Annotated in this window: 12 protein-coding genes; 5 read left to right on the top strand and 7 right to left on the bottom strand. The window is 41.6% G+C overall.

Annotated elements, in window-relative coordinates; genetic code table 11:
* Positions 1 to 131 precede the first annotated feature (131 nt).
* A complete protein-coding gene (locus tag F3J22_RS10325) occupies positions 132 to 1,550 on the bottom strand; it encodes a hypothetical protein (RefSeq protein WP_205195173.1) in 1,419 nt (472 codons plus the stop codon).
* 394 nt (positions 1,551 to 1,944) lie between these two features.
* On the opposite strand from F3J22_RS10325, the gene F3J22_RS10320 reads away from it, so the two are divergent.
* Positions 1,945 to 2,187 carry a hypothetical protein gene (locus tag F3J22_RS10320; protein WP_167016787.1) on the top strand — a complete coding sequence of 81 codons (243 nt, stop codon included), beginning with the start codon at positions 1,945 to 1,947 and terminating at the stop codon, positions 2,185 to 2,187.
* Positions 2,188 to 2,728: 541 nt separating this feature from the next.
* Positions 2,729 to 3,190, top strand: a complete 462-nt coding sequence (locus F3J22_RS10315; protein WP_167016785.1) for a carboxypeptidase-like regulatory domain-containing protein — start codon at positions 2,729 to 2,731, stop codon at positions 3,188 to 3,190.
* 124 nt (positions 3,191 to 3,314) lie between these two features.
* Here the strand turns inward: F3J22_RS10315 and F3J22_RS10310 are convergent, their stop codons facing one another.
* A complete protein-coding gene (locus tag F3J22_RS10310; RefSeq protein ID WP_167016783.1) occupies positions 3,315 to 4,577 on the bottom strand; it encodes a M12 family metallopeptidase in 1,263 nt (420 codons plus the stop codon).
* A gap of 506 nt (positions 4,578 to 5,083) precedes the next feature.
* On the opposite strand from F3J22_RS10310, the gene F3J22_RS10305 reads away from it, so the two are divergent.
* Positions 5,084 to 5,887, top strand: coding sequence for a helix-turn-helix domain-containing protein (locus tag F3J22_RS10305; protein ID WP_167016781.1), 804 nt, complete (start codon positions 5,084 to 5,086; stop codon positions 5,885 to 5,887).
* 73 nt (positions 5,888 to 5,960) lie between these two features.
* Entirely contained in the window at positions 5,961 to 6,827 is an 867-nt protein-coding gene (locus tag F3J22_RS10300) for an NmrA family NAD(P)-binding protein (RefSeq protein ID WP_167016779.1), read from the top strand.
* Positions 6,828 to 6,885: 58 nt separating this feature from the next.
* Here F3J22_RS10300 and F3J22_RS10295 read toward each other — a convergent pair whose 3' ends face one another.
* From F3J22_RS10295 to F3J22_RS10285, 3 genes are read right to left on the bottom strand one after another with little or no spacing between them, the layout of a single operon-like run.
* Positions 6,886 to 7,911: a hypothetical protein gene (locus F3J22_RS10295; protein WP_167016777.1), complete on the bottom strand. Its 1,026-nt coding sequence runs from the start codon at positions 7,909 to 7,911 to the stop codon at positions 6,886 to 6,888.
* Positions 7,912 to 7,942: 31 nt separating this feature from the next.
* Entirely contained in the window at positions 7,943 to 9,052 is a 1,110-nt protein-coding gene (locus F3J22_RS10290; RefSeq protein WP_167016775.1) for a hypothetical protein, read from the bottom strand.
* An 8-nt stretch (positions 9,053 to 9,060) separates the two neighbouring features.
* On the bottom strand, positions 9,061 to 9,774 hold the full coding sequence (locus F3J22_RS10285) for a hypothetical protein (RefSeq protein ID WP_167016773.1): 714 nt from the start codon (positions 9,772 to 9,774) through the stop codon (positions 9,061 to 9,063).
* Positions 9,775 to 10,283: 509 nt separating this feature from the next.
* On the opposite strand from F3J22_RS10285, the gene F3J22_RS10280 reads away from it, so the two are divergent.
* Entirely contained in the window at positions 10,284 to 10,682 is a 399-nt protein-coding gene (locus tag F3J22_RS10280; RefSeq protein ID WP_167016771.1) for a hypothetical protein, read from the top strand.
* 66 nt (positions 10,683 to 10,748) lie between these two features.
* Here the strand turns inward: F3J22_RS10280 and F3J22_RS10275 are convergent, their stop codons facing one another.
* Together F3J22_RS10275 and F3J22_RS10270 are read right to left on the bottom strand one after the other, a co-directional pair.
* Positions 10,749 to 11,201, bottom strand: coding sequence for a hypothetical protein (locus tag F3J22_RS10275; RefSeq protein ID WP_167016769.1), 453 nt, complete (start codon positions 11,199 to 11,201; stop codon positions 10,749 to 10,751).
* Positions 11,202 to 11,235: 34 nt separating this feature from the next.
* Positions 11,236 to 15,306, bottom strand: a complete 4,071-nt coding sequence (locus F3J22_RS10270) for a hybrid sensor histidine kinase/response regulator transcription factor (RefSeq protein ID WP_167016767.1) — start codon at positions 15,304 to 15,306, stop codon at positions 11,236 to 11,238.
* Positions 15,307 to 15,335 lie beyond the last annotated feature (29 nt).

Here is a 15,335-nt window from a genome sequence, read left to right as displayed (position 1 = left end):
TTTTTACAAGCCCCCACCGCGCTTCACGCGGTGGGGGCTTGCGCTAATAAAGCGGTAAGGTTTCTTCCCAATAATTTTTTTCAGGCAACTCAAGTCTATAGTTAATTCAGCGGATTATTGCCGCCTTCCTATCAATGAAACTGGGATTCAAATACCTGGAAACGGTTGTCAAGCGCAGCTTTCAGTTTATCTTTCGTTGATTGGTCTTTGATAAAGCTATAGTTGATACTATTGTATACCATTGTTTTGATATCCTTATAGCTGATAGATTTATACCGGGATGCCAGCAGCACGTATTGTTCGGTAAGGCTGGTCCTTAATATTCCAGGGTCATCGGAGCTGATAACAACAGGCACCTGATGGTTGAGATAGAGTGTAATTGGGTGGCGGTCGTCTTTCACATGGAGGATGAATTCGTTGCTAGTCAGGTTTATCTCCACAGGAATTTTATGAATGCTCATGTAGTGCAGCAGTTCATATGGTTTGTTTTCATAGGCAATATCCACACCGTGGCCAATTCTTTTGGCGCCGGCAGTAAATACCGCCTCATTGATGTGCCAGGTGAGGTCTTCCGGCCTTACGAGTCCGATGGTAAGTTCACCTGCATGCATTGCGTATTTTACTGCAGGAAATCGGTTATGGCAATATTTGAACATCAGCATTTGCAGATGATAATCGCGCATAGAAACCTCTCCGTTTTCCGGGGAGAGGATATTAACACCGGTTACGAGTTTGCATTCAGGATCGGCAGCGGTAGCAAAAGCCACGATGAGGTTTTTGAAGAATTCCACCGGTTGCTGGTTCCTGTTAGCAGCGGTTTGATAGCGCATGGTAAATTGATCATCATCGATATTCCATTTCTGATGATTGGCCAGCAATATTTCATCATAGAATTTCTTACCGCAGGCGGTGATATCTTTGGACATTAATACCGGGAAAAGAGAGTCTATCAGATGCCAGGAGCTACTGTCATCTTTCTGTTGCTGCAGGCTGATAAAGCGTTTATTGAGATCATTTGCTTCTGGTATAACTACCGGGCAGGGAATGCTGCCAAACATGCATTCTATATAGCTAACGTTTTCCCTGATGGCCCGAAATTTCATCTCTTTCATACCTTCTTCATAGGTAGGTGTTACAGCAATTCCAAAAGCGGCAAAGCTGTCAAAAAAGAGTTTATCTGAAGCCGTGCTGTTATCATAATCTTTTGCGGACCATTTCTGGAACAGTTTCTCTTTATAATCCTCCAGTTGTCCTTTGGATTTAAGTGCAGAAAACTGGTACCAGTCGTCCGTATTAGCTTTGTTCTCTGCTACATCAAGTGTTTTTATATTGATGTAATAATCTTTGTCGATTACATAGTTGATATACGTTTCGGCATAAACGGCGCCGCTGTAATGATGGTGCAGATCTCCACCTTTGGGCATTCCATTGATAAAAGCGGTTAACAGGACATTATTGTTCCTTACCTTATTAAAATAGGATTCAGCTTTCTGGGCCCATACTGCTATGCAGCAAAGCATGATGACAGACAAAAGTGTTATGCGTTTCATTGGATGCGTTAAGGGGTTGAGATTAACTTTAAAGTTTGGAAGATACATAATGTTTGATAAGGCAAAAAATGAGATTATGCTGCAGTTATACACATAACAATTATTTATATATTTAAAAAAAAGAATAGCACTGTTGCTTTTCACATTTTCTAACAGTAACGCATAAAGTAAGATTGATTTTTTAAAAAAACAGAACTACCGTATATACCCCTTAACACATGAAACATAGCAATAATTCTGACGTAGGAGCAGGTCAGCCGTTATTAATATACCTTTGCTATTCTCCTGTTAATCGCCTTGTTGGCTACCTGCCTATAACTTGCCAGATAAAATATTCACATACGAATTATTTTCTTATATTAGCATTCCTAACAAACTCCAAAAATCACATATTATGGAAAGAACAAAAGAACAAGACCAAACATTAGCTAATTCTTTAGGGATTAGTTATGACGAGTTACAGCAGACCGATTATAAACTTATGGTACTTGTGGATGATAGTAATAATGCTGGAGAGATACCCCTTGAAGTAATTGTCAGATTTGGTAAAACATCACCTAAACAAATCCTGGCTAAGATTAAAGGCCTTAATGAGAATAATGAAATAAGCCTTTCCCCGGGAGAAGCAGGTGAATAGTTCCTTACCCGATATTTTGCCAGCATCTTACAATAAGAATGCTGGCAAAATATCAAAACTTCTATTTCTTTATTTCTCTGAAATCTGATTCCCTCTGCCACTGAATGATAATTTCGGATAAAAAACTGATCATCACCGGATTAATGGATGATAACACATAGATGGTATTTCATCAGTAATTATTTATTACTTTCTTTAAGTTTGTTAATTGCCCATATCTGTTCTTTTGCCCCTTCATTACTTAAGTTGGAGGAAAAACAGAAAGCTTCAGCAGGAGCTGTAGTATACCAAAATCTGCATTTAATCAAGATAATAACTGTATTGTAAAAGTTATACCCAAATGAATGTAACCAGGACTATTGCCAGCATTCCTATACGGCAGCTTACCTCTTATGATAATGTGCAGGTCAGCACCCGGCCACCTTCTTCCAGGTAGCAACTGCAGACTTACCGCAATTGTTCCTCCCCTCTCATCACGAGCCTGCGGCCTTTAAATATGATTATACACATGAATATATACCTATAAAATAATGATCTTAAAATGAAGAAATTAATTATCACTTTTATCGTAAGCATTGTTTCTGCTTATAGTCTCTATGCGCAGCATAAAACAATCAAAGGCCGGGTGATTGATAAAGATTTTCAGCCTGTGCCATCTGTATCAATCAGGATTAATGATGAATCTGAAGCTGGCAAAACAGATTTAAATGGTTTTTTCCAGATAGAAATACCTGATTCCGTGAATAAACTAATTTTTAGGTTTGTTGGAATGGAACCAACAAACATTGTGCTTGCAGATAATTGTGATGAAGCAGAGGTTATAATGCTATTAAGCGGTCATTATGATTTTATGACACTCAAAAAGGTAGACAAACTTCGAATGAAAAGATTTAAGAAGCTACCGGAATCACATAAAGAAGCATTTGCGAAAGGTATATTCAAAACAGATAAAGCTTGTTTTACGCAAACGTTTATTCCTTACTATATGGGGAAACAAAATTAAAGTACGTAACAAAAAAATCCCGGGAATCTTAAAGACCCCCGGGATTTTTTTAAAATCTGTCATCTTATTTCAGGACGACTCAATCCTCCTAAAACATTGGAGACTTTCATTCTCCTGCAAAAATTTATCTGTATCCTATTCCTGGTTGTAGCGAAGCCTCCTCACTATAAGAACCATCAATAGGGTTCATACTGCCATCATAACTTAAATGCCAGGAAGTAGAAACAACGTTGTATGTATTACTTCCAGGCTCGAGTGTGATGGAGTATGTCTTGGAAGTAGTCGTCGGCACACGTTGCCTGAACTCTGTTCTGTAAAACGTATAATTAATCACTACTCTGTTAGTTAAAGAAACAGGCTGCGTATAATTTGCATCGGAGAAGAATTTAATCTGATAATCCTCTTCACGGATATCGTTCCACATATCTGATGGATCAGATATAAAGTTGATGTCTTTGGTAAAATAGGCGTAGACCGGTTTATACATGTAATTGGCGGTTTCGATATCACCGCTTGACAAACCGTCCCGCTGGCCAGTAAACTGAGACCCATCCAGTTTTGTCATCGCAGGGGCTGCTGAGGTTGAGAAATCGGTGGAAGAATACAACATTATTGACCCAAAATCAAAACTACCAAGCTGATATCCTCTTTTTCCTATTTCTGTATAAATTTTAAATTGATAGAGTGCTTCGGCAGTCTGGGGTATTATATTGCTAGTATATACTTTGATGAATTTATCCCTGTCTGTACGACATTGTTCATGGAAAAACCCGATATTATGACCAATTTCGTGAATAACGTTACCGGTACCAAAACCCGCTTCAAGATTAATAATCTGTTGTCCTCCATTCATCCCTATACTGGTAGAATATAATCCGGAATTAACTGCTCCTAATACAAATCTCACATAATTGGCCTGTGTGGTTCTGGGGGTAAATTTAAGTGCTGTCAGGGATGCCCAATGACTAATTGCAGTACTGATCTGTTGTTGCTGCATTGTATTGAAACTCGGATCAACGACATAAAAAACTTCCGCATTGGGCCATAGCGTGAATAGATCAGTCTGAAACGTTCTTGCATTTGAAACGTTTTCATATCGTGCGATCAATGAATCTTTTTGCTTGCTATCCAGCACAATATCTCCCATCCAGATATATTTGTCACCTATCTTTCGCAGGTAACAACTATCATTTCCCAACTTTATACCGACAGATTCACCTACCATACCAGGATAAGCCAATTCAACATTATACTTATTTGAAACAGCTGAAGGTTCCATAGGTTTGTTCGGAACTGATTCTTTTTTACAGGAAAATGTAAAGATTGCAAGCAATACAGAAAACAAATAGGCTCCTATGTACTTTGTACATATTTTTTTGGAATACATAATTCAGAATTAAAATTTGGATTAAACAATAGGGTGAGGAATTCAATTAATTTATTTTAATAACAAACAACTTATTATTAACAATCGTATTCATAATTAAAGTTGAATAATGCTACCTTTCACAGTGACAGGGTTAATATGCAAAACAAATATAATCTCTTTTTTTAGAAAATACTTTTCTCCGGAGAATTAAATTTTACTAGATAAACTTCAATACACATGATATGATTTCCCGTCATATTATTGACGCTGGAATATGTTCAAATTATTAACGTTAGAATTTACCGCCGGCCTGCCAATTTTCTATAACCAGCCACTCAATAGTTGACCCCAGAACACTTATAATGAAAATACATTTCACACAAAACTAAGACACGATAACAGGTCAGTATTTCTTCCGACTTATTCTTTTATTATGCCGGATACATGTACCTTTGTTAAAACATTGAAATACCCCCCGAAATCTTTTACCGGTATAGCAATTTATTACGCCAAATGCCTGAGAAATGAAGTATACACAAATACAGCCTGTTAAGAAGTTGCAGCCATACATACGGTATTTTGGTTTGCTGGAAAGTGAAGGTTCCTGTAAACAGACAACAACCTTTAAGATAATTGCAGATGCCAATCCTGGCCTTATATTCCAGGAAAAATCCAACAGTTTCAGCGATATTAATAACGAAAAGTTACCACAACTCTATCTGCATGGCCTGACAAGTTCTAACTCACAAAAAACAGTCACCGGGGATTATTGTAACCTGGTCGTATGTTTACAGACCAACGCCATAAAATCAATTTTCGGGATGGATGCGGATGAATTAACAGATAGCTATGTTCAATTAAATGATATAGTTAAAAATAATTTAGCGTTACAATTGCTGGAGGAGAAACGTTTAAACAAAAGAATTACTATTATCTCCGATTTCCTCTCCCGATTGATTTTAAAAAATAAGTACCGTGAGAATGCACAAGCATCCTATGCAGTAACAAATTTGAATATCAACAACGACGATGGCTTACATAGAATTCAGTCAGAGCTGAACATGACAGAACGCACGCTGCAACGGATGTTTAAAACGAATATAGGTATACCTCCCAAACTATATTTCCGCATTTGCCGTTTCCAGGCTGCGTTGGATCATGTTCGTAGTCAGGAATTTACATCTCTTACCCAAATAGCCCATCAGCATTCCTATGCGGATCAGGCACATTTTATCCGGGATTTTAGAATGTTTACCGGCACTACACCAAAACAGTTTTTGCAACAGGCAAATGAACAGGTACTAAACTTCCCGGAATGGGTGTCTTAAAAAATGTCGGGTTTGTTCAATTTCTCTTTTCATTGTTAAAATAATTTTGAGCCATCATTCAAAATTATTCTAAATGGAAAACAACAAAATCACCGTTTTCGGTGCATCCGGCAATATCGGTTCATTACTGATTCACCTGTTATCTAAAGCTCAAATTGAAACAATCGCCGTAACCAGGGACTTCAAAAACGCTACAGACCTGCCTTTTGTACAATGGGTACAGGCAGACATCTCCCATAAAGAAAGTTTGTATGCCACCATGGAAAACAGCAAGGCTGCTTTTTTATTGTCCGGAAACAGTCCCACTGTTGTCGAAGATCAAATAAATGTGATTGATGTGGCAAAGGAACTGGCAATTAAACATATCGTAAAGCTTTCCTCAGGAGCGGCTGACCCCAGTTCCACACTTTATATACCCCGTATTCACGGACAGATAGAGCATTATTTGATAACATCAGGCATTCATTATACGATGCTACGCCCCAACGGAATTATGCAGAATTGGTTAGGTGAAATAGCCAATGCGGTACGTGAGGAACGGAAATTTAATGAAGCTACCGGTGATGGGAAGAGAGCACATGTAGACAGAAGAGATATTGCAGACGTAGCTTTTGCATGTCTGGCCGGGCCTGAAACCCACTTTGACAAAACATATCTGCTTACCAGTGACAAGGCAGTAAATTATTATGATGTTGCGATCGCCATCAGTAATGCTATCAATGAAAAAGTAACTTACTGTCCTATCTCTCCCGAACAGGCAAAACAAGATATGGAAGAGAAGAACATGCCGGCAGCACTCATCGAAACTTTCCTGGCTTATGACCGTGCGCAGCGCAATGGAGAAACTGAAATCGTTACCAATTGTGTAAGTACAATACTTGGCCGTCCGGCACGGACTTTAACGGATTTCGCAACAGCATATGCAACTTGCTTCAAATAAAAAAAGGATGTTTCAAAAGTATTTTGAAACATCCTCTTTTCTTATAAAATAATAGCTGTTACAATTTCATGGAAAGCAGGAAGCCAATCGTGAAATTAGCGTCCCAGTCGAATACAAACGTATCACAGTTGGTAACATCTTTGATAGCTTTGTAAATATTCAGACCGCTTTTGATTTTTACTTTATCAGATTTATACTGACCTGGTTCATTCAGCACGGTATAGCGCTCTTCGCCATCACGTACTTCTTTTGCCAGTTCGAAAGGCACACCACCAATGATGAAGCAGATCTCACGTTTGGCAGCAGGAATTTTCTCTGCCAGCGCTTTAATGGATGCATAAACAGCATCATCCTTCATGTCTTTCTCATAGTATTTGGCACCAGGACCTTCCAGGGATTTGATGGTATTACCTTCCATCCAGGAGATTTTCGTATTACCGGAACCGATATCCACTACAAATGAATTTTCATTGTAGGTAGGAGGCAATACAGATTTCAGGGCGTATTTACCTTCCTGCTCGGCAGTCACCAGGTTGACGATATAGCCCATTTTCTTCAATTCGGAAGAAATAGTGGCAGTTTTAGGTTCTTTTTGTGCACCGGAACTGATCACAAAGTGAACGTTGCGGGATTTTACACCTTTGTCAAACATAGCGCCGATATAGTCTTTCAGACCCTGGCGGATATCTGCGGTGGTAGCCATTCCTTCATACACGAAAGATTTACCGAAATCTTTAGAAACTATTTCCCAGCGTTTTTCTTTGTCGTAGTTAATTACAAAAGAGTTGAAGCCGGAAGCGCCTACTTCTACTACTCCTTTCATTTCACCATCTACTGGTTTTTCCGGGGTATAGTTGAAGCTGCGTTTTTCAGCAGTTTTACCGGCAGCAGACTTCGCCTTTTTGCTGTCTTTACCCGCTGCAGGCGCAGTTGCATGTTCTTCCGTTTTTGGATCTTCAGACTTGCCGGTTGCGCCCAGCTTTCCGCTTTCAGATGCCCAGTAACCAATAGCGATGATAGGTATAGCGATGATAAACACTTTAATTGGCCAGCGCAATTTGGCCCAGGTCGATTTTTCTTCCATTTGTGTATTGTTCTTTTGGGTTGTTTACAAATTAGTCAAGTATAGAGAAGCCTTTATCTACTTTCTCTTCTGGTTTCAGCTCATAATAGGAGTCGGCCACTTTGCTGACATTCAGCATTTTCAGGTTACGATCATCTACTTTACGGATGAACTCTTCCAGTTCGCCCTGTGAAGGAGCTCCTCCTACGGTGATATTGTTGTTCTGATCCAGGAAATCAAGGTTGGACCTGATAGAGGCAATATTCTGGCTGATAGCGCCCGTAGCGGCATTCATCGCTTCCTGGAATACCCAGCCATCTTTGATATTGAATACTTCTGCCAGTCCTTCTGTTGCGTTTTTCATTTTCTGGGTAGCTTCCAGTTTTTTCGCAATAATGGAAATACTGCTATCCAGTGTGCTAACATAGATGCGTGCAGCGCTTTCGTTATCTTTCAATACTTCCAGTACTTTTGCAAACTGATTGGCATACTGGGCATAGCTTCTGGCATTCTGTTCTTCCGCCTCACCTTCTTTTCCCAGCAGGAAGGCTTTGGTACGGGTTTCTTTCGCATCACGGGCCAGGGCATTAGATTTCTCCATGTTATTATTTGCTGCTTCCGCTTTGCTTTTCTCTTCCAGGCTGCCAGCTTCCTGTGTGAAACGTTTGGCCAGGCCGTATTTCTCTTCTGCCGTTTTCTGAGAAGATTCACCGCTCTGGATCATATCGATGCGTACACCATCCACGTTAGCGATTTTATCTTTTACTCTTTTGAGCGTATCTCTTGCGTCCTTGGACAGCAACTGCAAGGATTCTATCGGGTTATTGCGGATAATTGCTTTTTCACTTTTAAATAGCAGCACTGTTCCTAGGCGGTGTAATACTGCGATAATCCTGGGAGCCAGCATCAGCAATACGATCAGGATGATGCTGAAGATGACCAGCAGGATGCTTTTCTGTGCATACTCCAGTAAAACCGGCAGATATCTAAAGAATGCGAATGCGCCTCCCAGCACCAATGCCCAGAAAAAAATATTGGCCATTGTTTTCTTTGCTTCAGGGGTCTGCATTTGAGCGGGCAGATGGTCGCCCAGTACCTGGAAGATAGGGAGTTGATTTTTTAACTCGGCAGGAATGTTAACCTGCTGCTGTTGTTGTACCATAGGGATGATTAAATTATATTGCTTTCAATAAGATCAAGGGCCTTGCGGATATCGGCGACAACTTCCGCTACAGCAGTGTTGCCAATCACAATTTTGTTGTCTATATCACGAAGTTGTGGTTCATATTTACTGTTGATTTCTCTCAGGTCTTTTTGCTTATTATCTAACTGTTGGCGCAGCTCATTCAATTTTCGTTCCAATTCCTGGATTTCAGTAGTCAGGCTCTCCTTTTCCTTTATCTGCTGCTGTTCTACGGATTGTTTCTGTTGCTGTTTCTGTACAGTTTCGCGGGAGATAGTTTCCTGCAATTCGTCCGCATAGCGTTTACCCGTAGTCGTTAGCTTCTCTTTGGAGAGTGTTTTATCTGCATATTTCAGGGAAGTATAAGCCGCCTTAAGCGTATTGGCATCTACTGCACCCATTTCTGCGGCTGCATTCCATACTTCGAAGAAGTCCACTCCCGGCTCGTTCAACTTCTCCAGCATCTCCAAAACCTTGACTTTCATTTGTTTTACATCCGTTGCCGGCGTTGCGGTGATGGGCAGCGGCGGAGGTGTCTGTGGAAATGCGGCAGACGTTTTTACTTCAGGTGCTACAGGCACAGGTACTGGCCCTGGTGTGGCTGTTGGAGCCGGATCCGACGCTACAGGTTCATCTTCAAAAATCAGTTTTTTCAGACTTTTGAGAATGCCGAATGAGTTTTTTTCTTTCTCCTCGTTCATGACTACAGTTTATATAGGAAGCTAAAAATAGCAAATTTATTTGTCTGGCAGGTTGTAGTATTGTTATTTATCATGATAACTTTAACTACCGCCAGCGGCTATACGAAATAATGAAAAAAAGAAATTGGGTGTCTGCTATGTTAAATGCCGGGGTATTATCGCTGTACATTTTTCTTAAAACATGAATAGTTAATGTCCGGATCTCCCGTACAATATAATTAAATTATAATATATAAATAATTAAAATTTCATTTATTAAGCAAGCACAACCGCACTCATTTTGGCAGGAATTGTTTTAGTATTTTCACATTTCACGACGCAAATTTACCTCACCTGTCATCAACAAAACGGTTATATCTACCATCCAGCACGGGTTTCATTAAAAACACAGCACTCCTCCCCTATTCACATGGTTAAGTTTTTTAATGCTAACCATTTGGCTGTTAACTGATTTGATTATAACTTTGCGGCGCGAATATTAAAAAAGAAATAGAAAATAGTACATAGAAATGTGGGATCGATTTTACTTTAGAGTTATTGGCCTATTTGTTTTACTGAATGGCATCTTATTTTTATTAAAGGATTGGTTGCTGGACAATGGGTTTCATCACAACGTATTACTTGGCGGAAACATAGCACTGGCCGCCCTTTCAGCCTTCACCTACAATTTGAGCCGCAAAGGCGTAGAAGCAGAAAGCAACAGCGTATTTATGCTCCGTGTTTATGGCGCCATGCTCACCAGAATGTTCCTCTGCCTGGCAGGTATCACCATCTATGCAGTGGTCAACAGGGCTAACACCAGCAAGTACACCATTTTCTCGCTGATGTTCTTCTATGCAGTATATGCAATTATGGAGAATGTTAGCTTGCAGAAAGTTACCAGACAAGGAAATAAAAGTAAAGCCTAAGCTGAAAAGACATTTGAAAACAGCCTGTCTCTGATAGAGACAGGCTGTTTTGTTTTCAGAAAGACCTTAATCGTTTACCCACTCTTCCATACTCCTATGTCTGCCGAGATCTACAGCCGCAAACTCATCATAGGCATCCCCTCTTTCAACTTCCAATTTCTGCAGAACCACATTTATCTGCCCATGTACTACATCAAACATCGACAGTATTCGCTTTTTATCTTCCCAACAAATCACCATCTGCCCGCCCTCACCACCAAAATAATCCGCTTCCAGATAGGCCATAACTTGTTCCCCAATGGTTTCCAGCACCTTTGCTTCTATTTTTTCATTAAGATAAGTGAAGTTACCAACCCTCGGGGAATCTACCTCCTGGCCTATTTCATCACATAATGCTTCAGTCATTGGTATCAATGCAACCCCCTGCCTTAAATCTACTCTGATGGCTTCTTTAAACCTTGCCACCATGATATCCGCGACTGGCTGTTTACAAACAAATGCATGCAGTACATATCCCATACCCGATAAATTTAAAAAGTATAAATTATTAAAGTCACTCCCCCTTCTTCCACTCCCGTGGCGACTTCCCAAAATGTTTCTTAAACTCCTTGCTGAAATACTTCGGATCACTATACCCCACCTTATACGCAACCTCACTGATATTATAAATTCCTTCACCCAAATAACTGACTGCCTTCTTCATACGTATGGCCTTGATGAAATCGTTGACAGTAACGCCCGTGAGCATATTCAGCTTCTTATATAATACCGGCCGGCTCATCGCCAGCTTACGCGAAATAATATCTACACCAAACCCCGGCTCCTCCATATTCTCTTCGATGATCTCTATGACTTTCATGAGAAACGGGTCCTGGATTACATCCGGCGCCTCTTCAAACGCAGGTACCACCACTCCCGTATCCGATACCAGCTGCTTTGCCAGCCGCGCATGAATCTTCTCCCGTAAACTTAACAGATTGCTGATATGTAATACCAGCATATGTATGCTGTAAGGTTTGGTCAGATATACATCTGCTCCCTTCTGCAAACCGCTTAACTGCTGCGCAGAAGTAGACATCGCCGTTAACAATATCACCGGAATATGATCTGTTCTTTCGTCCGTTTTAAGCCTGTTACACAAGGTATAACCGTCCATACCCGGCATCATTACATCACTGACTATTATATCCGGAATTGTATCTACCGCTACTTCCCACCCATCATTGCCATTGCTGCTGGTGATCACATTGTAACTTTTCTCCAGCACCTCCCTGTTGAACTGGAGTATCTCTGCATTATCTTCAATCAGTAACACGGTATATTTCTTCTCTCCTACCGGCAAAGCTCCAGCAACCATATCTGTGGCTGGTTCCAGCGACGCCACGCCTGGCATCGGAAAACTTATTTTATCGATGGTTTCAACAAATGCCTGCTGCTTCACCACCTGATCAACAGGTCGGTACCCCTTCCGCAAAGTAACGGTAAATACGGTCGTATTACCTTTCTCCGTGCGGGTGCTGTTTACCGAAATAGTACCTCCATGCAATTCAATAATGCTTTTCGCCAGCGCCAGCCCAATGCCATAGCCTTTATTATCACTTCCCTGATCATCTTCCTGGAAATAATTGGTAAATAATTTAGGTAGATTTTCAGGAGATACCCCACGACCTGTATCCTGTATAGACACAACTACCACATCTTTCTGATCCGTTATGGTGGCGGAAATACTGCCACCGGAAGGCGTAAATTTATAGGCATTGTAAAACAGGTTGTAAAATACCTTCTCCAGCTGTTCCCTGTCAAAAGGAATGACTACCGGCGACGGACATACGAATTCATGTTGTATATTCATCGACAAAGCCCTGTCTTCAAAAGTATAGAAGATCTCCCGCACACAGGCCACAATATCCTGTTCCGTTACCTGCAATGCCAGGTTGCCGGATTCCGCCTTCCTGAAGTCCATCAGCTCTGTAATAAGGTGCAGCAGGCTTTCTGAGTTCTTGCGTATGATCTGCAACTGACGCGTATTTTCATAATCTTCTTTGTTTATCAGCAATAATTTTTCAGCAGGACCAATGATCAACGATAACCTGGAACGCATTTCATGCGATATATTGGTGAAGAAGTCCAGTTTCAGGCGGGTCAGCTCCTTATCCTTTCTTATCAGGGAACGCAAAACAAAAAAGCGAATCACAAAAAAGCCAATGGCTATCAGCAGCAGCGTATACAGGATATAAGCCAGCCAGGTTTTCCAGATAGGTGGCAACACAGTGATATGCAGCCGCACAGGCGGCCCCCATATACCGTCATTATTGGAACCTTTCGCCAGAAAATCATATTCTCCCGCCGGCAGGTTCATGTAGGTTGCAGACGGTGTGGTGGAATAGTTCCATTCCTTGTCGAACCCATCTAACGTATACGCATATACATTTTTATCGGACTGCACATAATTCAGTGTCGCAAATTCGAGGGTGAATACATTTTGCTGCGCAGTGAAACGTATATGTTCCGTCTGACTGATTTCCTTACGTAGCAGCTTATCCGGCGTATTTACGGCAATTGTCTGATCGAATAATTTAAGTCCGGTCAGGAAAGTCTTTGGTGCATACAGATTTTCCTTTATTTCTTCCGGATGAAAGAAAGTGATACCATTATAGCCACCAAACATCAGCCTGCCATCGCTGGTAATGCAACTGGAGTTGATGTTGAATATATTGCCCGCCAGTCCGTCGCTCTTATTATAGTTTTTAAAAACCATGCGGCCTGCATCCAGCTTGCATAAACCGTTGCCGGTACTGATCCACAGATTATTGTGTCCGGCTGCACGAATGGCGGTTATATTATCATCGGGAAGGCCGCTTTCTTTTGTGTAGACTTCAAACTTTTTGTTGCTGCCGTTGGGCATATATCGTGCGAGTCCGCCAAAAGCACAGCCGATCCAGATATTACCAGCGGCATCTTCCTGGATACAATTAATATTATTCCTTGGCAGACTATCTTTTACGGTAAATCTTAATACGTTTTGTGTGCCATGCGGCAGCAGAAAAAGTGCCACAGAGGTACCTACCCAGATATCACCGTTGCTGGCCTGCAGCATGGCTTTTATGGAGTTTTTGCCCACTATTCCGGTAAGATGATTGTCGGGGAGTTTACTCAAGGTGCGTCCGGTTCTTTTAAATGCGAGCAAACCTGTCTGCATACCAATCCAGCAGATGCCGTCCCTGCTTTCCAGCATAGACAGCACTTCCGAACTACGCACTACCGGGTCATTATCTTTATAAAAAAATCTGGTAAAATTTTTTGTGGCTGGATTAAATACATTTAAACCTCCACCATGGGTGCCTACCCAGAAATTACCATCGGTATCTTTATAAATCATCTTTACAAGATCAGAACCCAGCGAGTTGCTATCGGCAGCGTTATGCCTGAAAACAGTTGCCTGCTGCGTGGCACTGTTGAGGTAATTCAGTCCGCCGCCTTCTGTGCCTACCCATAGGTTATGTACGGCATCTTCCGCAATGGCGCTGACTACATTATTATTGATACCCTGCGGATAACTACCGGTCCTGTATATATGAAAAGGGGTATTGTTGACCGCTACACTGTTAACGCCGCCCCAGTAGGTGCCAATCCAGGCAGTACCATGATGGTCCAGGAAGATGCTGTACACGGAGTTATGACTGAGCGACTGCACCTGTTCAGGGTCGGAATGGTAATTGAGAAAACGCTCCTCCCCCGGGCTGAAGATACTGATGCCGCCCTGCGTTCCGATCCATAGCCGGCCCAGGGAATCTATGGTAATATCTCTTATATTATTATTAATAAGACCATTCCCTCCACCAGATTCATACCGCCTGAAAGACTGCTTCAGCGGATCGAAATAATTCAGTCCGCCCTGCTGGGTACCTATCCACAACCGGTTTTCATTGTCACCAATGATAACGGTGACATAATTATCACTCAGGCTTTCCTTATTCTGGCTGCTATGCCGGTAAGAGCGGAAAACTGCCTGCCCTTTGTTAAATGTCATGCGGGTGAGGCCCAGGGAAGACCCGATCCAGTAGGCGCCGGTATAGTCCTGGTAGATGGTGCGGAGGTTATTGTTTTCTGCGAGGCCGGCCACCGAATCAGGCACCGGCACCAGCTGAAAGCTGCCAGACTGACCGTTTGTTTGTTTAAACAACCCTTCAGACGACCATATCCAGAGATTTCCCTGCCGGTCTTCATATATACAGGAGATACTTAAGTTATTCTTTCCCGGTTTATCCGTGAGCGTTACCAGGTCGAGCTGGTCGGTGACGGGGTTATATTTATTCAGGCCGTTACGGGTGCCTACCCATAATTGATGGCGGGAATCTGCCAGCAGGTGAGTAAAATAGTTTTCCGGAACATCGATGTATTTACTCAGCGGACTTTTATAATGCATAAAACGCCGGGTATCGTAGCGGTCAAGGCCGTTTTGTGTACCGAACCACATAAACCCGTTATTGTCCCGGGCGATGCAAAGCACAGCGCCAGGGTCGAGCCCTTCTTCAGAAGTGAGGTGATTAAACAGCAATTCCTGGCCATTCATGCGCAGGCATGCCAGTAATAGCAGTAACAGGAAAGTAGATTTTGGCATCATTACATCAAACATTCATTATTAAATCAGTG

It is taken from the genome of Chitinophaga sp. Cy-1792, from assembly GCF_011752935.1.
Classification (GTDB): Bacteria; Bacteroidota; Bacteroidia; order Chitinophagales; family Chitinophagaceae; genus Chitinophaga.
Note: the sequence above shows the minus strand (reverse complement) of the source record. Positions and strands in the feature narration are given on the sequence as shown.